This window comes from Pseudomonas sp. Irchel 3F6 (genome assembly GCF_900187595.1).
In the GTDB taxonomy this organism is placed as follows: Bacteria; Pseudomonadota; Gammaproteobacteria; order Pseudomonadales; family Pseudomonadaceae; genus Aquipseudomonas; species Aquipseudomonas siliginis.
Window position 1 is genome coordinate 828,197 of record NZ_FYDP01000002.1, and the last position, 16,756, is coordinate 844,952.

18 protein-coding genes are annotated in these 16,756 nt (G+C 61.2%); 6 read left to right on the forward strand and 12 right to left on the reverse strand.

The features are described from left to right. Positions 1–94 precede the first annotated feature (94 nt). The gene (locus CKW30_RS09860; protein ID WP_016771142.1) at positions 95–529 is read left to right on the forward strand and encodes a MarR family transcriptional regulator; all 435 of its coding nucleotides are present in this window, start codon (positions 95–97) and stop codon (positions 527–529) included. Between the two features lie 127 nt (positions 530–656). Next, a complete protein-coding gene (locus CKW30_RS09865) occupies positions 657–2,459 on the forward strand; it encodes a FimV/HubP family polar landmark protein (protein WP_095180868.1) in 1,803 nt (600 codons plus the stop codon). 105 nt (positions 2,460–2,564) lie between these two features. Here the strand turns inward: CKW30_RS09865 and CKW30_RS09870 are convergent, their stop codons facing one another. Continuing rightward, positions 2,565–4,754, reverse strand: a complete 2,190-nt coding sequence (locus CKW30_RS09870; RefSeq protein WP_095180687.1) for a patatin-like phospholipase family protein — start codon at positions 4,752–4,754, stop codon at positions 2,565–2,567. Positions 4,755–4,825: 71 nt separating this feature from the next. Between CKW30_RS09870 and CKW30_RS09875 the strand changes: the two genes are divergently transcribed. Beyond that, positions 4,826–5,113, forward strand: a complete 288-nt coding sequence (locus tag CKW30_RS09875; protein WP_095180688.1) for a SelT/SelW/SelH family protein — start codon at positions 4,826–4,828, stop codon at positions 5,111–5,113. On the opposite strand, the gene CKW30_RS09880 is transcribed toward CKW30_RS09875, so the two are convergent. Both CKW30_RS09880 and CKW30_RS09885 read right to left on the reverse strand, forming a co-directional pair. Next, complete coding sequence (locus CKW30_RS09880) at positions 5,107–6,000, reverse strand: DMT family transporter (RefSeq protein ID WP_095180689.1); 894 nt, start codon at positions 5,998–6,000, stop codon at positions 5,107–5,109. The two genes, CKW30_RS09875 and CKW30_RS09880, sit on opposite strands and share 7 nt — an antisense overlap. A gap of 72 nt (positions 6,001–6,072) precedes the next feature. Continuing rightward, the gene (locus tag CKW30_RS09885; protein ID WP_095180690.1) at positions 6,073–6,837 is read right to left on the reverse strand and encodes a helix-turn-helix domain-containing protein; all 765 of its coding nucleotides are present in this window, start codon (positions 6,835–6,837) and stop codon (positions 6,073–6,075) included. Positions 6,838–6,972: 135 nt separating this feature from the next. Between CKW30_RS09885 and CKW30_RS09890 the strand changes: the two genes are divergently transcribed. Beyond that, a complete protein-coding gene (locus CKW30_RS09890; RefSeq protein WP_095180691.1) occupies positions 6,973–7,788 on the forward strand; it encodes a UDP-2,3-diacylglucosamine diphosphatase in 816 nt (271 codons plus the stop codon). 110 nt (positions 7,789–7,898) lie between these two features. Here CKW30_RS09890 and CKW30_RS09895 read toward each other — a convergent pair whose 3' ends face one another. Together CKW30_RS09895 and CKW30_RS09900 are read right to left on the reverse strand one after the other, a co-directional pair. Next, positions 7,899–8,489: an HD domain-containing protein gene (locus CKW30_RS09895; RefSeq protein WP_056783723.1), complete on the reverse strand. Its 591-nt coding sequence runs from the start codon at positions 8,487–8,489 to the stop codon at positions 7,899–7,901. 14 nt (positions 8,490–8,503) lie between these two features. Continuing rightward, the gene (locus CKW30_RS09900; RefSeq protein WP_095180692.1) at positions 8,504–8,815 is read right to left on the reverse strand and encodes a DUF962 domain-containing protein; all 312 of its coding nucleotides are present in this window, start codon (positions 8,813–8,815) and stop codon (positions 8,504–8,506) included. A 165-nt stretch (positions 8,816–8,980) separates the two neighbouring features. Between CKW30_RS09900 and CKW30_RS09905 the strand changes: the two genes are divergently transcribed. Continuing rightward, the gene (locus CKW30_RS09905; protein WP_218192299.1) at positions 8,981–10,042 is read left to right on the forward strand and encodes an AraC family transcriptional regulator; all 1,062 of its coding nucleotides are present in this window, start codon (positions 8,981–8,983) and stop codon (positions 10,040–10,042) included. On the opposite strand, the gene CKW30_RS09910 is transcribed toward CKW30_RS09905, so the two are convergent. Further along, a complete protein-coding gene (locus tag CKW30_RS09910; protein WP_024012066.1) occupies positions 9,999–11,453 on the reverse strand; it encodes a TrkH family potassium uptake protein in 1,455 nt (484 codons plus the stop codon). The genes CKW30_RS09905 and CKW30_RS09910 overlap by 44 nt on opposite strands. Before the next feature lie 121 nt (positions 11,454–11,574). On the opposite strand from CKW30_RS09910, the gene CKW30_RS09915 reads away from it, so the two are divergent. Continuing rightward, positions 11,575–12,141, forward strand: a complete 567-nt coding sequence (locus tag CKW30_RS09915; RefSeq protein WP_095180694.1) for a nitroreductase family protein — start codon at positions 11,575–11,577, stop codon at positions 12,139–12,141. 213 nt (positions 12,142–12,354) lie between these two features. On the opposite strand, the gene CKW30_RS09920 is transcribed toward CKW30_RS09915, so the two are convergent. From CKW30_RS09920 to CKW30_RS09945, 6 genes are all read right to left on the reverse strand, one after another. Further along, positions 12,355–13,695, reverse strand: coding sequence for a HAMP domain-containing sensor histidine kinase (locus tag CKW30_RS09920; protein ID WP_095180695.1), 1,341 nt, complete (start codon positions 13,693–13,695; stop codon positions 12,355–12,357). 176 nt (positions 13,696–13,871) lie between these two features. Beyond that, positions 13,872–14,324: a Spy/CpxP family protein refolding chaperone gene (locus CKW30_RS09925; RefSeq protein ID WP_095180696.1), complete on the reverse strand. Its 453-nt coding sequence runs from the start codon at positions 14,322–14,324 to the stop codon at positions 13,872–13,874. A 259-nt stretch (positions 14,325–14,583) separates the two neighbouring features. Beyond that, positions 14,584–15,261, reverse strand: a complete 678-nt coding sequence (locus CKW30_RS09930; RefSeq protein WP_016771129.1) for a response regulator transcription factor — start codon at positions 15,259–15,261, stop codon at positions 14,584–14,586. A gap of 7 nt (positions 15,262–15,268) precedes the next feature. Further along, entirely contained in the window at positions 15,269–15,679 is a 411-nt protein-coding gene (locus CKW30_RS09935; protein ID WP_016771128.1) for a translation initiation factor 2, read from the reverse strand. A gap of 108 nt (positions 15,680–15,787) precedes the next feature. Further along, positions 15,788–16,087 (reverse strand): YciI family protein, encoded by a 300-nt coding sequence (locus CKW30_RS09940; RefSeq protein ID WP_016771127.1) that lies wholly within the window; start codon positions 16,085–16,087, stop codon positions 15,788–15,790. A 1-nt stretch (position 16,088) separates the two neighbouring features. Continuing rightward, positions 16,089–16,685, reverse strand: coding sequence for a septation protein A (locus CKW30_RS09945; RefSeq protein ID WP_024012071.1), 597 nt, complete (start codon positions 16,683–16,685; stop codon positions 16,089–16,091). Positions 16,686–16,756 lie beyond the last annotated feature (71 nt).

Here is a 16,756-nt window from a genome sequence, read left to right on the forward strand (position 1 = left end):
TCAGTACAGAGCCACTCTTGCCTATAACTGCCTCCCATGCTTAGCTGACTAATAATTAGATTTTCCGTATTTTCAGTCTAACCGTGAGTGTTTTATGCCGTTAACCGATCAACATCGCTTTGGTATGCAACTGGCCCAGATGTCCCGTGGCTGGCGTGCCGAACTGGATCGTCGCCTCGCCGGGCTGGGCCTGTCGCAGGCGCGCTGGCTGGTGCTGCTGCATCTGGCGCGTTTCGAAGAGGCGCCGACCCAACGCGAACTGGCGCAGAGTGTCGGCGTCGAAGGCCCGACCCTGGCGCGCTTGCTCGATAGTCTGGAGAACCAGGGACTGGTGCAACGCCAGTCCGTGATGGAAGACCGCCGGGCGAAAAAAATCGTGCTCTGCGCACCTGCCTTGCCCTTGATCGAACAAATCGAAACCATTGCCACGCAACTGCGCCACGAATTGTTCGAGGGCGTCGATGAGGCGGATTTGAAGGTGTGCATGCGCGTACACGGTCACATCCTGGCCAACCTGGAAAAATCTTGAGGCACATCCCTGCAGCGATTTTTTGAGAGATCGCGCTGAGCGGACTATAAGAACTACTGGGCAATATCGTGTTCGTACCGGATGTGCGAACGCATAGAAACCGGTTTTGCTTATTTAAGGGATGCTCATGCTCGCAAGTCGGCACGTGCTGCGCGGGGGCGCCAAATGGCTGCTGCTCGCTGGCGTTTTCAGCTATTCGACCTGGTCGATGGCGTTGGGGTTGGGCGAAATCACTGTTCACTCAGCCCTCAATCAGCCGTTCAAGGCCGACATCGCGCTGGTCGATGTCGGCACGTTGACGCAAAACGATCTCTCGGCCAGCCTGGCTTCGGCGGATGAGTTCGGCCGGGCGGGCGTCGAGCGGGTGTTCTTTCTCAATGACCTCAAGTTCACTCCGATCCTGCGCGGCAGCCGCCAGATGATCCGGGTGACCTCGGGTAAACCGGTCAACGAACCTTTCCTGAATTTTCTCGTGCAGCTGGATCAACCCAACGGCCGTCTGCTGCGCGAGTACACGGTGCTGATCGACCCGCCGGGTTCGCCGGGCATCGTGCCCACTACTGACGAGCCGGATCCGCGCCCGCAATCTTCTGAGTTTCCAACCGTCGAACCGGTTACCGCACCGCCCCAGGCTGCCCAAGGCAAACGCCCTGCGACGCCTGTGCCGCCAACGCCGGCGCCGCCTGCCAATGATGCGCAGGCCGAGCAACTGGCCGCCAGCGTGCTGCTCACCCAGCAACTGCAAAAGACCCTCGACGAACAGAACCTCAGGCTGCAAGAGCAGCAAGTGCAAATAGCCGACGGCAAGAAGCAGATTGAAGATTTGCAAACCCGCTTGGCCGAAGTGCAGAAAGCACCGCCACCGCCCGTGGTCGCTCCGGTTCCGGCCGCTGTTTCAGCCCCGGTCGAGGCGGCAGACGATGGCGTGAACTGGCCGCTGCTCGGCGGACTTCTATTGCTGCTGGGCGTGCTGGCTGCGTTGCTCATACGTCGCCGTCAGCAAGGTTCGACCGCAGATGGCACGCCGATGCCGCTATTGCCTGTGAGCGCCGAAGACAACGTTGATGAGCCTGAACTTCAACAATCTGTCGGTGCGCACGCGGCCGCCGATCATCGCGACGAACCCGGTGCCGGCGACGTGCTGGAGGCTGTGGGCATCTATCTGGCCTACGGCCGGCTCAGCGAAGCCGCCGGGCTGCTGCGCGATGCCTTGCACAAGGAGCCTGAACGCACCGATCTCGGTTTGCAGTTGCTGGAGGTTCTTGGGCGCCAGGGTGACAGCGCCGCTTACGAACAGCAGGAAAACCGCCTGCGTGCGCTTGGCGTCGATGAGCGCGAACTGATTGAAACCCGCGCTCGCCATCCCAAACTGGCAGGCGCCGCACCGGCGGCATTTGCAGCAACGCCAATCGCGCCTGAGCTGCCCGCGGCCACGGCAGCGACCGCAGCTGCGCCGCTTGCATCGTCGCCCGGCGCTCTCGAGGATGATTTCGAATTGAATCTGGGCGAGCTGTCGATGGATTCAAATTGGGATCTGAACGACAGCCGCACCGATTCCGCCGCACCGCCAATCGATGATCCAGAGCTGGGCACTAGCTTGTCAGTGCTGCCTGTCGATTTTGACCTGCCACAGGCTGCATCTGCTGAAGAAGCCGAACTTGAATGGATACCCGAACCCGACGCCCAGCCGCTCGACGATGACTTTCTCAATGAGTTCGGCGATCCCGAGCCGTCGCTGGTGCTGGAACCTTTGGATCTGCAACCACCCGAGTCCACCGACATCGAGTCCGCCGGCAAGCTCGAACAGGCACAAACCTGCATCGACGATGGCGACATCGACAGCGCGATCGCGCTGCTCAATGAATTGCTCAGGGAAGGGGATGAGCCGTTGAAGCAGACGGCAAGGACGTTGTTGGCGGGGATTCGCTGAGCGCCAACGGATTTTTGGGTTCACCCGAGACCGCCTTCGCGAGCAGGCTCGCTCCCACAGGATAGAGCGCATTCCATTGTGGGAGCGAGCCTGCTCGCGAAGGCGTCAGAACGTCTGCCCCAGATTCAGGTAAACCGCCTGCTCATCCGCATCATTCAACCCATACGTGAAGTTCAACGGCCCCAGCGGCGTGTCGAAGCCGATAAACACACTCGCGGCGTTGATGTAGCCGCTGTCGAACTCATTGTCATTGTTCCACGCCCGACCGCGCTCCAGCGAGGCGCCGGCGTACAGCGGGAAGTCCAGCGGCAGATACGAGCGCGGCGTCAGGCGGCGGTAGTACACGGCGCGCATCAGGCTGACATTCTGCCCGGACAGCGCATCCTCACGGAATCCTGACAACTGCCGCGCGCCGCCGAGCAGGAAGCTCGATGTCACCACATTGGCATCGTCCAGCGTCCGGCCGTAGCGCCCGCCGAGTATCAGCGTATCCGGCCCGTGGCTCATGGCCTTGTCGAAATTCAATTCCCACTGGCGATAGCGATTGTCTGAACCCAGGCCCGGTTCGAACTGGGCAAACGTCAGGCTGACGTCCTTGCCCTCGTGCGGAAAGTAGACGTTGTCCAGCGAGTCGTAGGAATACTTCACGGTATAGAAGCCTTCGGTGAAACTCTCGCTCGGCAGATCCTGATCGCCGATGCGTACGTCAGCCTTGCCCCAGGCCTGGCCGACGCCGAGTCGCACTTCACCGTTGTTGCCGATCTGCCGGCCGAGGTTGAGGCCGAAGCCGTAACGCTCGACCCGATACTGCGCGATCGGATCGTTATCCAGCACCGAGTCAACGTTCTGCGCCTCGAACGACCCGTAGGGCGCGACGAAGTAACGCGAGCCGACGTCCAGCGGCTGATAGAACTCGCTGTACAGCTCCTGCTTGTCGCCGATCTGCGCGCGGGTCAGCCATTCCGCACCGAGGCGGTTGATGCCGTTGACGCGATAACTGGCACCAAGGTTGAAAGCACTGTCGCCGCGCATGTCGTCCGACAGATTGAGGCCGACCCGCAAGTAATCGGTGCCGCTGCGCTTGCCGCTGGCACTGATGACCAAGGTGTGATCCTGGCCTTTGTGCACCACGCGATAGCGCACTTGATCGAAGTAATCGAGGCCGTACAGCGTGCCCATGTCCGAATGCAGGCGGCCCAGGTCCAGCGGCGCGCCGATCGGTTGGCGGATGTAATAGCGAATCACGTCATCGTCGACCTTCGAGTCATTTTCGACGCGGATCCCGGTAATGATCGGCGTGCGTTGCCCAGGCTGACGGGCGGCGTTCAGTTCCGCGTCCTGGGTTTGAGTCGGCTTCAGCTGCGCCAGCCGCGCATCGAGAATCCGCGTGGCGCGGTAACCAGCATCGATCATCTCCTGAGCCTTGCCGAAATCGGTCACGCCGAACGCGGCCAGCGCAGGCTGGATCAACACGTCATTGGCATGCAGAGTCGCCAGTTGTTCCTCGGAATTGCGCCGGGTCATCAGAGTGATCGACTGATTGAGCACATCGACCACCGTGGTCAGTTGCTTGCGATTGCGCAGCGGCGTGCCGATGTCGACGACGATGGCGATGTCGACGCCCATTTCCCGCGCAACATCCAGCGGGATGTTGTCGGTCATGCCACCGTCCACCAGCAGGCGCCCATCGAGCTCGACCGGGGCGAACACCGCCGGGATCGACATGCTCGCGCGGATCACTTGCGGCAGGTGGCCTTTGCGAAACACCACTTTTTCGCCATTGGCGATGTCGGTGGTCACGGCCCGAAACGGGATCGGCAGTTTGTCGAAGTCGCGGGTGTCGCTGGTGTGCGCCAACAGGCTTTCCAGCAACAGTGCGAGGTTCTGGCCCTGAATTACCCCCAATGGCAGGCCGAGACTGCCGTCGTCGCGGAAGCTGAGTTTCTGCTTCACCAGAAAATCGCGGTCGTCCTGCTTGCGTCGAAATGGCACGTCCTCACGCGGCGGCGCGTCGGACAGCGCCGCTTGCCAGTCGATGCTCAGGGCGAGTTTTTCCAGCTCGTCGATCTTATAGCCCGAGGCGTACAGGCCGCCGACTACCGCGCCCATGCTGGTGCCAGCAATCGCGTCGATCCTGATGCCTTGTTCTTCCAGCGCCTTGAGCACGCCGATGTGCGCCAGCCCGCGCGCAGCGCCGCCGGACAGCACCAGGCCGACTTTCGGTCGTGGCGCTTCACTGGCGTGAACCAGCAGGGGAAGGAAACCAAGCAGCAGGCAGAACAGCAAACGGCGCATTGTGAGTCTCGGGGCAAGCGGTAAAGCCGGCTATTATAGCGGCGCCCTCTGTCTCAGGAGTTTCAGCGATCATGACCATCGCCAAAGCCGAAGTTGTCATCACTTATTGCACTCAATGCCAGTGGCTGCTGCGCGCGGCGTGGCTGGCTCAGGAACTGCTCAGCACCTTCGCTGACGACTTGGGCAAAGTGTCGTTGGTGCCGGGCACCGGTGGGGTGTTTCATATCACTTGTGCGGGTGTGCAGATCTGGGAGCGCAAGACCGACGGTGGTTTCCCTGAGGCCAAGGTATTGAAGCAGCGAGTGCGCGATCAGATCGATCCTGACCGCGACCTCGGCCACAACGACCGCACTCAGTGAGAGGCGGCCTCGGCGGCGACGGTTGTCTTGTCGCTGCCGCCTGACATCCGCGCCGACACCACAATCGCGACGATGATCAACGCGCCACCGATGAGCATCCGCAGGGTCGGGGTTTCACTGAACAGCAGCCAGGCGAGGGTGATGCCGTAGACCGGCTCCATGGCGAACACCACTGCCGCCGTGCGTGCCTTGATCACCGCCAGACTGGCGACGAACAGGCTGTGCGCCACGCCCGTGCAGAACACTCCGAGCAGGGCGATCCACAACCAGTCCAGCGCTCGGACCTGACTCAACTGCGGCGCCGCGACCGGCAACAGACACAACGCCACGACGACGTTCTGGCACAACGCTGCCTGCACCGCCGGGATGCGCCCGGAACTGGCGCGGTTGGTCAGCGACAGCAGGGAAAACAGCAGGCCGGACAACACTGCCCAAAGCAAGCCGACGGTGGCGCCGCTGCCCAGATCAAATGCGGGCGTCACCAGCACCAGACCGATGCTGACCAATACCACCAGGACGATTTCATTGGCACGAATACGTTCGCGGAAGATCAGTCCTTCGAGAATCACCGTGAACGCCGGGAAACTGGCAAAGCCCAACGTGGCGATGGCCACCCCGGCGATCTTCACGGATATGAAGAAACTCACCCAGTGCCCGGCCAGCAACACGCCGCTGAGGGCGAGGCGCCGCCAGTCCACGGCCTGAAGTTTCTGCCAACCATGCTGGCTGGCGAAACGGGCAAAAAATGCCAGGGCGAGCACGGCGAAAGCTGCACGTCCAAATACGATCACAGCAGGGGATGCGGCAGCGAGTTTGCCGAACACACCGGTCAGGCCAAACATCAAAGCGCCGATATGCAGAGCGCCGAGGGCGGTACGCGGAGTCATTGCATTCCTTTTTTCAGGTTCAACTTCATGGGGCCATTGAACCGCGTCTCGGCCTGCAAGTCTGTCGGCAGGCTATCGTCTTTTGTCGTAGGAATCGCGCCGGAGATGTCCGGGCGACGAGCCGAACTCACGTAGGACTGCGGCCGAGAACGCACTTTGCGAGCTGTAACCGACGCGACTGGCTACTTCACCAATCGGCAATGCAGTGTCGCGCAGCAGTTGCACCGCGAGATGCAGGCGTCGACTGCGGATGTAATCCATCGGCGTCTGTCCGCATTCGGCCATGAACCGAGCGTGCAGGCGCGCGCTGGACAACCCGGCCACGCGCGCCAGGTCGGCCACTTGCAGCGGATAGGCGGCGTATTGCTCGATGTGCGCATCCAGCGCGGCGTAGGGCAAGCGACGCGCGCGGAGTTCGGCAGGTTGCGCGTGATTGAGACTGGCCAACAGCAACACCGCGCCTTGCTGCGCGATCAACGGATCGCTGACCGGACTGTTCGCCAGCCAGCTGACCAATTGGCTCTGCCCCGAGTCCAGCGACAGCCGCCCCGGATGATCGAGCAAGCGGCGACTGGCCTCGGCATGCGCGCCCAGCGAATCCTGCACCCATTGCCCTTCAGGGATGTCGAGCACCAGGCAGCTGCTGCCTTGGGGACTGTCGCAGGCATGATGAGCGCCGGACGGAACCACCACGACACTCTGCTGACGCACTTGGCTGCCACAGCCCTCGACCTCGAAATCCAGCGCACCGGACAGCCCGAACACCAACTGCGGGTGCTCGTGGCTGTGCACAATCAAGTCGTGGGTGTACTGACGCAAGGTGAGGATCGGTCGCATGGCAGGTTGTCTCCGAAGTGGCCCTCAGTCTACACCGCCGTACGCCGGATGCGTTGTCACACGACTGACTCACGCTTGTCACGGTCGATTAACCCGGCGCGCGCAAGCTGGCGAAAACATCGCAGAGGGTTGCCCATGACCAGCGCCGAGCTCGCCAGACCCAGTCGCAAACAACGGGTGCGAACCCTGTGGATCTCCGATGTGCACCTGGGCACCCGGGATTGCCAGGCCGAGCACTTGTCGCAATTTCTCAAGGGCTACCACGCCGACAAGGTCTATCTGGTCGGTGACATCATCGACGGCTGGAAACTGCGCAGCGGCATGTACTGGCCGCAAGCGCACACCAACGTCATCCGCCGATTGCTGACCATGAGCAAGCGCGGCACCGAGGTGATCTACGTCACCGGCAACCATGACGAATTCCTGCGGCGCTATTCGAAGCTGATTCTGGGCAATATCCAGTTGGTCGACGAGGCGGTGCACGTTACCGCGGATGGCCGGCATTTGCTGGTGATTCACGGCGATCAGTTCGACGTGATCACCCGCTATCACCGCTGGCTGGCGTTTCTCGGCGACTCCGCCTACGAATTCACCCTGACCCTCAACCGCTGGCTCAATCACTGGCGCGCCCGCTATGGCTACGGTTACTGGTCGCTGTCGGCGTACCTGAAACACAAGGTCAAGACCGCCGTCAGTTTCATCAGCGACTTTGAAGAAGCCATCGCCCACGAGTGCGTGAAGCGCGAACTGCATGGCGTGGTTTGCGGGCATATACACCATGCCGAGATTCGTAAGGTGGGGGAGGTGGACTACCTCAATTGTGGCGACTGGGTCGAATCGTGCACCGCGTTGATCGAGCATTGGGACGGCACGATCGAGTTGTATCGGCTGGCGGATGCCCAGGCGCGGGAGGCGCAATTGAAAGCTGCCAAAGTTGCCGAGCTCGCCTGAGCGAAAGATCACCCTGTGGGAGCGAGCCTGCTCGCGAAGGCGTAGTGTCAGACAAAGCTTATGTGCCTGATACAGCGCTTTCGCGAGCAGGCTCGCTCCCACATGTGTTCTCAGGCCGGGCTGTGTTCTTGCATCGCGGCTTTGTAGATCGAGTTCTTCGGCTGCGCAAACAGCCGCTCCATCATTGGCTCGAAGAAGCTCAGCGGCAGCGTGTCATACGCCGGATCAAACGCCGCCGCATCGTATTTGGCACAGAACTCGGCAGTGGCGTGGAACTGCGGATGGTCCTTGAATTGCTCGCGCAAATGCCGATCCATGCCCAGGTGATGAAAGAAGTAATAGCCCTGAAAGATGCCGTGCTTCTCCACCATCCACAGATTTTCCGCACTCACGAACGGCTTGAGAATCGCTGCGGCGATGTCCGGATGGTTGTAGGAACCGAGGGTGTCGCCGATGTCGTGCAACAGCGCGCAGACCACGTATTCCTCGTCACGCCCGTCGCGAAACGCGCGGGTCGCGGTTTGCAACGAGTGGGTCAGGCGATCCACCGGGAAACCACCGAAGTCGCCTTCAAGCAGCTTCAAATGCGCGAGGATCCGCGATGGCAGCTGTCTGGCATAGGCACTGAAATCGGCGGCGATAATCGCCCAGTCTTCCTCGGTGCCGTCCTTCATATGGGTGAAGCGAGCATGGGCATTCATTGGCAGACCCTCATTCAGAACGCCACGCGACCGAGAATCATGTCGCGGTACATGACGAAATCGCCGAGCAGGCTGTACAGCGGATACTGAAACGTCGCCGGGCGGTTTTTCTCGAAAAAGAAATGGCCGATCCAGGCAAAGCTGTAACCGGCCAGAGGTAGCGCGAGCAACAGCAGCCAGGCGCCTTTGGCGATGCTCAGGGCGAGAATGAAGATGACCAGAGAAGTGCCGATGAAATGCAGACGACGGCAGGTGCTGTTGCTGTGTTCGGCGAGGTAATACGGATAGAACTCGGCGAAGCTGTTGAACTGCTTGATGTTTTCCACGACCGCGCTCTCTGTGGTGATTGTTCTGGCAACAAGTTGTGCGTCGGGCAGCTTATTTGAGTCTAGAGTGATCATTGGCGTGGGCGAGTGACAATCGGCGCCACTTTAGTATCCTTCGCAAATAGGGCGGTTATCTGCAGCCCGTCATGTAAAAGAATAACAACCATGAGCGAACGAACGACTTCTGCAAGCTGGGCGATGGGGATTGTCAAAGCACTGGAGATGGACGGCCTGGATTGCCGGGTTCTGTTCAGGCAACTGGGGCTGGATTTCAGCGCCCTTGAAGATCCGGATGCACGCTTCCCGCAAGACTCCATGACCCGGCTCTGGCAGCGCGCGGTCGAGGTGTCCGGCAACCCGGCGATCGGCCTGAACATGGGCAAAGTGGTGCGCCCGGCCTCGTTTCATGTCGCCGGCTATGCGCTGATGTCGAGCAATACCCTGGCTGAAGGCTTCCAGCGTCTGGTGCGCTATCAACGCATCATTGCCGAAAGCGCTGATCTGAGCTTTCGCCTGCTCGACGAAGGTTACGCGCTGATTCTCACCGTGCACGGCGATCATCTGCCGCCGACCCGGCAGAGCGCCGAAGCGTCACTCGCCTGTGCACTGGCGCTGTGCGGCTGGCTGACCGGGCGCCCGCTGCACCCGGTCAAAGTGTTGATTCAGGGCGATCAGCCGACAAATCTGCAACCTTATAAAGAAGCCTTTCACGCACCGCTGGTGTTCAACGCGCCGTACGACGCGTTGATTTTCGAACGGGCCGATATGGAGGCGCCGCTGCCGACCGCCAACGAAGCCATGGCGCTGTTGCATGATCGCTTTGCCGGGGAATATCTGGCGCGGTTCTCCGAGAGCCGCGTGACGCACCGGGCACGCCAAGTGTTGTGTCGTTTGTTGCCTCAAGGTGAGCCCAAGCGCGACACCGTGGCGCAGACGCTGCACCTGTCGCAGCGCACTTTGCAGCGGCGCTTGCAGGAGGAGGGCACCAGTTTTCAGCAGTTGCTCGACGACACCCGGCGCGAGCTGGCTGAGCAATATCTGGCGCAACCGAGCATGACCTTGCTGGAAATCGCCTACCTGCTGGGCTTTGCCGACCCGAGCAACTTCTTCCGCGCTTTTCGCCGCTGGTTCGACACCACACCCGGCGAATACCGCTTGCGCCTGACGCAGGTGCCGGACGCAGTCAATGACGCCAGAACGCCGGAATACACAGCACAAACACCGTAATGATCTCCAGTCGGCCGAGCAGCATGCCGAACGACAGAATCCACTTCGCCGCATCCGGCAACGTCGCGAAGTTGCCGGCCGGGCCGATGGTTTCGCCCAGACCCGGGCCGACGCCGGACACGGTGCTGGCGGCACCGGTCAGTGCGGTCATCCAGTCGACTCCGAGCAGCGACAGCAGCAGCGCGATCACGCAGATGGTGATGGCGAAGAAGAACGAGAAAGTCAGGATCGAACGGACAATTTCTTCGTCGAGACGGTGACCGTTGTACTTCTGTTTGATCACCGCGCGCGGGTGGATGAGCTGATTGAGGTTGGCCTTGAGCAGGATGTAGGCGACCTGGAAACGGAAAATCTTGATCCCGCCCGCCGTCGAACCTGAGCAGCCGCCGACAAAGCCCAGATAGAAAAACAGCATCAGCGAGAAGTTGCCCCACAGGCTGTAGTCACCGAGGGCGAAGCCGGTGGTAGTGACTACCGAGGTCACGTTCAGCGCCACATGCCGCAGCGCTTCCAGCCAATGCAGCTTGGTGGTCCACCAATACCAGGTGCCGAGCACCAGCCAGGTCACCAGCAACATCGCCAGCAAACCCTGCACCTGTTGATCCCTGATCAACGCACGGCGGTTACCGCGCAGCGTCGCCACGTACAGGGTGAACGGTAGGCTGCCGAGGATCATGATGACAATCGCCACCCAATGAACTGCCGGTTGCGTCCACTTGGCCAGCGACTGGTCAGAGGTCGAGAAACCACCGGTGGAAATCGCCGACATCGCGTGGTTGATCGCATCGAACGGGCTCATCCCGGCCCACCAGAACGCCAGACTGCCGAGAATGGTGATACCGACGTAGGCCGCCACAATCAACCGCGCCACCATGTGCGAACGCGGCATGACCTTCTCCGAGCGGTCGGAGGATTCGGTCTGGAACAGGCGCATGCCACCGATGCGCAGCAGCGGCAGAATCGCCACCGCCATGCCGATAAAGCCGATGCCGCCGATCCAGTGCAGCAGCGACCGCCACATCAGAATCCCCGGTGACATGTTGTCCAGGCCGTTGAGCACCGTGGAACCGGTGGCGGTGATGCCGGACATGCTTTCGAAGAACGAGTCGGTGTAGCTGATGTGCTGGGTCAGCAGAAACGGCAGCGCGGCGAAAATGCACACTACCAGCCAGCTGCTGACCGTCAGCAGATACATGTCGCGCGGGCGCAGGTGAATGTGTTCCGGTCTGCCGGGTATCACCAGAGCGAGGCCGGCGACAAAGGTGATCATGCTCGCCCAGAGGAACGACGGCAGATCGCTGGTGCGCTCGAAAATCACCAGCGTGGCCATCGGCACAACCATGGCCACAGCCAGGGTTATCAGGAAGATGCCGATGATAAAACCAATGATCCGTAAGGTCGGCAACGCCATGAAATCCGCTCGGGCTGATTGAACAAGGGCGCCATTCTACCTGCGGGGCAAGGCATGTAAACCGGCAGGCGCTGCGCAGTTGCAGCTAGAATAGCTGCACATTTTTCAAAGGAGGTGGCCGATGCAGGCTCTCGACGCGTTGCTCAACCGTGTTTCCGTTCCCCGCCTGGTCGAACCGGCCCCTACTGCCGAGCAGCGCGAAGCCCTGTTCGGCGCGGCCTTGCGTGCCCCGGATCACGGGCACTTGCAGCCGTACCGTTTTTTGACCGTCGAAGGCGCAGCGCGTGAGCAAATGGGCGAGTTGCTGGCCGAGGCGGCCCGCCAGCAGGGCGGCGAAGTCACCGAAGCGATGATCGACAAGGCGCGCAACGGCCCGTTGCGGGCACCGCTGGTGGTTGTGGTGATCGCGAAATTGCAGGAACACGTGAAATACCCGAAGGCCGAGCAACTGCTCACGGCCGGCTGTGCGGCCCACGGGATTTTGCTCGCGGCGTATGCGCAGGGGATTGGCGCGGTGTGGCGCACCGGGGATCTGGCGTACTCCAAGCATGTGGCCGAAGGCCTGGGGCTGGTGGAAGGCGAGGAGGTGATCGCGTTCCTCTATCTCGGCACGCCGCAGAAAGAGCCGCGCGTGGCGGAGAAGGTTGATCTGGCTGAGTTCGTCAGCGCCTGGCCAGGTAAGGTCTGAAGATCAAAAGCCCCTCACCCTAACCCTCTCCCAGAGGGAGAGGGGACTGATTGGGGGATGCTTTGGAATTACACCGACCTGAGCGTCCTTCGCTGAATCCAGCGTCGGGATACCGACGTCTGGTTTCTGCGAATCCATAAGGTCGATGCACAACGGCAGACAACTCGCTCGGCCCCCTCTCCCTCCGGGAGAGGGTTGGGGTGAGGGGCTTTTTCAGGGCTGGACCACGACTCCCGGTACCAGCGGCAATTCCAGACTCGCCACAAAGCCGCCCTGCGGATGATTGGCCAGCGTCAGCGTGCCGCCATGCCGTTCTGCCGCGCGTTTGGCGATCGCCAGCCCCAGGCCATGCCCGGCAGCGGTCTGCCCCGGCGCCCGGTAGAACGGCTCGCCCAACTGACTCAGATGTTCGGTCTGCACCCCCGGCCCGTGGTCGCGCACGCTGATGACAATCCGCTCTCCCTGCCGCGCAGCCTGCAATTCGATTGGCTGATCGCTCGGGTTGAAGCGCTGGGCGTTGCGCAGCAGATTATCCACGGCGCGCTCGATCATCGTCGGCCAGCCTTTGAGATTCAGTTGTGACTCAGCTTGCAGGCGTACGGTCTGCTCGGGAGAGCCCAACTGCGCATCCTTTTGCAGTGTGGCGAGCAACGCATTCAGGTCGACTTCTTCAGCGCTGGCATTGTCGGCATCGACTCGCGCCAGCACCAGAATTTCACTGATCAACGCCTCCAGCCGATCGCATTCGCGGGTCAGGCGTGGCCACAGTTTTTCGCGCTCTTCAGGGTTGGCACGCTCGGCCAAAGCCAACGCAATGCGCAGGCGCGCCAGTGGTGAGCGCAGTTCGTGGGAGACATCGCGCAGTAGCTGGCGCTGACTGCCGATCAGACTTTGCAGGCGCGCGCCCATGCGGTTGAAATCGGTGGCCAGCACGCCGAATTCGTCACGGCGGTTGGCCAGTTTCGCCAGACTGTTCTGCTGATAAGTCGTCTGCCCCAGATCATGCACCGCGCCGCGCAAGCGACTGAGCGGGCGGGTGATGGAGAAAGTCACGAGCAAACTGAACAGGGTCAGCACCACCAGCGCAATACCCAGCGCACTCAGTGGCCAGAGCAGACTTTCGCGGTGCCAGGCGTCGAGTTCCGGGTGCGGGATGCGGTAGATGAACAGGTAGGTTTCACCGGTTTTTTCGCTGGTGATTTCGTCGGTCAGGCGGCGCCACGGCAGACGGCGATCGTCGTTGTTCTGCCGCGCCTCGAACGCGGCGGCGCGGCGCGGAAAGGTGCCGCGCACCACCGGATCGCCGGTTTCATTGAGCACCTGAACGTCGATGTGATACTGGCGTTTACGTTGTTCGAGGATATCCTGCGCGGCTTCCTCGCCTTGGGCTTCGTAAGTCTGCGTCCATTCTGCTGCCAGCGTGTTGAGGCCGGGATGGCGGCTGAGAATCCACGCGTCCTGATTGAGCATGTGCCCGAGCAGGATCGACAGCCCGGCTACCAGAGCGATGGCCAGCCAGAAGCTCGCAAGAATCCGCCAGAACAGTGAACGCACAGAAACTCCTCGAAAATCACTCCGTTCAAATGTGGGAGCGAGCCTGCTCGCGAAGGCGTAGTGTCAGTCAATCCATTGCTGGCTGATACACCGCCTTCGCGAGCAGGCTCGCTCCCACATTCGATTTGAATGGAACAGGCCCGACGATGTGAGTCGTCGGGCCCAGGGTCAAGCCATTATTGCGCCTTTTGTGCCTGCTGCGCTTTCCAGGCCTTGAACTCGGCCCACTCGGCGCGGCGTTCGGCGCGTTTCTTCTGGATTTCGTCGAACTGCTTCTGTTGCTCGGGTTTGAGCAGTGCGCGGACATCGGACTCGGCTTTCTTGTGGTTGGCCGCGATCTCGTCCTTCATGGCTTTCTGGTCGGCCGGCGAGAGTTTTTCCAGGTACTTGTCGACCACCTGCTTACGCTCGTGCATCTGCTCGCCCATGATCTTGCGAATCTGCTCGCGCTGTTCGCGGGTCAGGTCGAGCTGGCTGTACGGGCCTTTGTCGTGCATGCCACCGTGCATCTGACCGCCGTGGCGCGGGCCATCCAGCGGACCACCCAGCGGACCGCCATCCTGCGGCATGGCCATGGCCACGGTTGGCAGAGCGGCAGCGAACATCAGAGCGATAAGAGTCTTGCGCATGGTGTATCTCCTTGTCTCGTTCCCGGTACGTTCCGGATGAGTGCAGATTACGCAGATCAAGGTCAGCGGCGGTCAGCGCAGCGTAAAGCTTCGGTAAAGACGTTTCGCGCTCGGCCTTACACATTTCCAGTGCAGGAGGTGCTGAAGGCTGCGATCTGATCGTTCCCATGCTCTGCGTGGGAATGCAGCCGAGGACGCTCTGCGTCCTGCAGCCTGAAGATCGCCGCCTTGGGCAGCTCGTACACGAAACTAGATGGTTTTACAGACTGTAGTAGTAACCACGGCTACGCAGCGCGACGATGCGTGGGCGGCCGTCGGGGTGGGGGCCGATTTTTTTGCGCAGGTTGCTGACGTGCATGTCGAGGCTGCGGTCGTACAGGGTCAGCTTGCGGCCGAGGGCCAGTTGCGCCAGTTCCTGTTTGTCCAGCGGCTCGCCGGGCTGCTTGAGGAGGGCTTCGAGCAGGCGGCTTTCGGAGACGGTCAGGGTCAGTTCTTTTTCGTCGATGCTGACTACGCCGCGCACCGGGCTGAAACTCAGATCACCCAGCTCAAGTTGCGTCGATACGGCGGCCGGATGGCTGCGGCGCAACACGGCGCGCAGGCGCGCGGTCAGTTCGCGGGGGTCGCAGGGTTTGGCCAGATAATCGTCGGCGCCCAGTTCGAGGCCGAGGATGCGGTCCAGCGGTTCGCCCCGCGCTGACAGCATCAGCACCGGCAGGTCGGCGTGGTCGTTGCGCAATTGCTTGAGCAGTTCCAGACCGCTGCCGTCGGGCAGCATCACGTCCAGCACCACCGCCGCCGGGGCGGTTTCGGCCAACGCCTTGCGGGCGCTCTGGCCGTCGTGGCAGGCGCGCACCTGGAAGCCTTCCTGGCTCAACCAGCTACTCAGGAGTTCGCACAACTCCTGGTCATCATCAATCAATAACAGCTCGCTCATGACTCACTCAATTTAGCCATTGCCGACGTTTTCGGCTTGCACCGCTGGCAAAGATACCGCAGAGCAGCGCCAATAGCGCTACTCCGGCGCCAGTGACGAACCACTGCTGTTGATCGGTCAGCAAACGCGGCAGCGGGCTGGCCTGGGCTTCCTTGAGTTGCAGCTTCAGACGCTGGTTCTCCTGGCGCAGCCGGGCGAGCTGGGCGCTTTCGCGGGTGTTGTCGGCATTTTGCAGTTGTTTGTTCAGTTCTTCGCGCTGCTGCTCACTGGCCTTGAGCCGCTGTTGCAGCTCGGTGATCTGGCTGCCGGCGCTCAATGACAATGGCGTGGAGCTGCCGCTTTCGGTGGTTTCCTCACCATGGGCGGGGGCCATGATCGACAACGTGAGCAACATCAGACACAACGGACCCTTGCGCATCGCGACACCTGTTTCCAAATGGATATTGGGCAGGTTGTCGGCAGGCAAACGAGAATAATGAGCGATTGAGAGCGCGATGAACCGAGAAGGTTCATCGCGTGGAAGGACTTAAGGCAGGACTTGCTTGAACGGCTTGACGATCACATTGGCGTAAACGCCAGCGGCGATGTACGGATCGGCATCGGCCCAGGCCTGTGCGGCGCTGAGGGAGTCGAACTCGGCGACGATCAGGCTGCCGGTGAAACCCGCTGCGCCCGGATCATTGCTGTCGACCGCCGGGTGCGGGCCGGCCAGCACGATGCGGCCTTCGCCCTTGAGCGCTTGCAGGCGTTCCAGATGCGCCGGGCGCGCGGACAGGCGGGCTTCCAGCGAGTTGGCAACGTCGGTGGCAATGATGGCGTAGAGCATGTCAGTCCTCGGTTTTTGGCGTTGTGGTATCGGTGTCATGCAGATGGCGCGACAGGTAAACGCCCTGTGCGACCAGGAACAGCACGGTCATGCCCAGGCTGCCGAACACCTTGAAGTCGACCCAGATGCTCTGAAAGGTGAAAGCGACGAACAGGTTGGCGGCGCCGCAGAACAGGAAGAACGCGATCCAGGCGATGTTCAGGCGGGTCCAGACCGGGTCCGGCAGGGTCAGCGCGTGACCCATGATGCGTTTGATCAGCAAGCGATCGCCGATGAAGTGGCTACCGATGAACGCCGCTGCAAACAACCAGTTGACCACCGGCGCTTTCCATTTCAGGAAGGTTTCGCTGTGGAAGGCCAGCGTCAGGCTGCCGAATACCAGACAGGCGATCAGCGTCAGCCACTGGCTCTTTTCCAGCTTGCGCTGCTTGATGAACAGCGCGCCGTACACCACCAGGGAACTGATGATCAGCATCGCCGTGGCGCTGTAGATACCGCCTACGGTCACTTGCTGGCCGGCAATGTCGACGACCCGTGGATCAAGTTTGTAAACGATGAAGAACAGCAGAAGCGGGATGAAATCGATGAATTGTTTCACAGTGAGAGCCAGAAGCTGGATGTGGCGGCATAATAACAAACATATGGGCGCGCGATAGCGCCAGCTGATTT

Coding starts and splice junctions, on each gene's coding strand:
- CKW30_RS09905 (WP_218192299.1), top strand. CDS start 8,981: ATGAGCGAACGAACGACTTCTGCAAGCTGGGCGATGGGGATTGTCAAA.
- CKW30_RS09875 (WP_095180688.1), top strand. CDS start 4,826: ATGACCATCGCCAAAGCCGAAGTTGTCATCACTTATTGCACTCAATGC.
- CKW30_RS09930 (WP_016771129.1), bottom strand. CDS start 15,261: ATGAGCGAGCTGTTATTGATTGATGATGACCAGGAGTTGTGCGAACTC.
- CKW30_RS09880 (WP_095180689.1), bottom strand. CDS start 6,000: ATGACTCCGCGTACCGCCCTCGGCGCTCTGCATATCGGCGCTTTGATG.
- CKW30_RS09910 (WP_024012066.1), bottom strand. CDS start 11,453: ATGGCGTTGCCGACCTTACGGATCATTGGTTTTATCATCGGCATCTTC.
- CKW30_RS09925 (WP_095180696.1), bottom strand. CDS start 14,324: ATGCGCAAGACTCTTATCGCTCTGATGTTCGCTGCCGCTCTGCCAACC.
- CKW30_RS09885 (WP_095180690.1), bottom strand. CDS start 6,837: ATGCGACCGATCCTCACCTTGCGTCAGTACACCCACGACTTGATTGTG.
- CKW30_RS09890 (WP_095180691.1), top strand. CDS start 6,973: ATGACCAGCGCCGAGCTCGCCAGACCCAGTCGCAAACAACGGGTGCGA.
- CKW30_RS09865 (WP_095180868.1), top strand. CDS start 657: ATGCTCGCAAGTCGGCACGTGCTGCGCGGGGGCGCCAAATGGCTGCTG.
- CKW30_RS09940 (WP_016771127.1), bottom strand. CDS start 16,087: ATGCTCTACGCCATCATTGCCACCGACGTTGCCAACTCGCTGGAAGCC.
- CKW30_RS09935 (WP_016771128.1), bottom strand. CDS start 15,679: ATGCGCAAGGGTCCGTTGTGTCTGATGTTGCTCACGTTGTCGATCATG.
- CKW30_RS09915 (WP_095180694.1), top strand. CDS start 11,575: ATGCAGGCTCTCGACGCGTTGCTCAACCGTGTTTCCGTTCCCCGCCTG.
- CKW30_RS09860 (WP_016771142.1), top strand. CDS start 95: ATGCCGTTAACCGATCAACATCGCTTTGGTATGCAACTGGCCCAGATG.
- CKW30_RS09895 (WP_056783723.1), bottom strand. CDS start 8,489: ATGAATGCCCATGCTCGCTTCACCCATATGAAGGACGGCACCGAGGAA.
- CKW30_RS09870 (WP_095180687.1), bottom strand. CDS start 4,754: ATGCGCCGTTTGCTGTTCTGCCTGCTGCTTGGTTTCCTTCCCCTGCTG.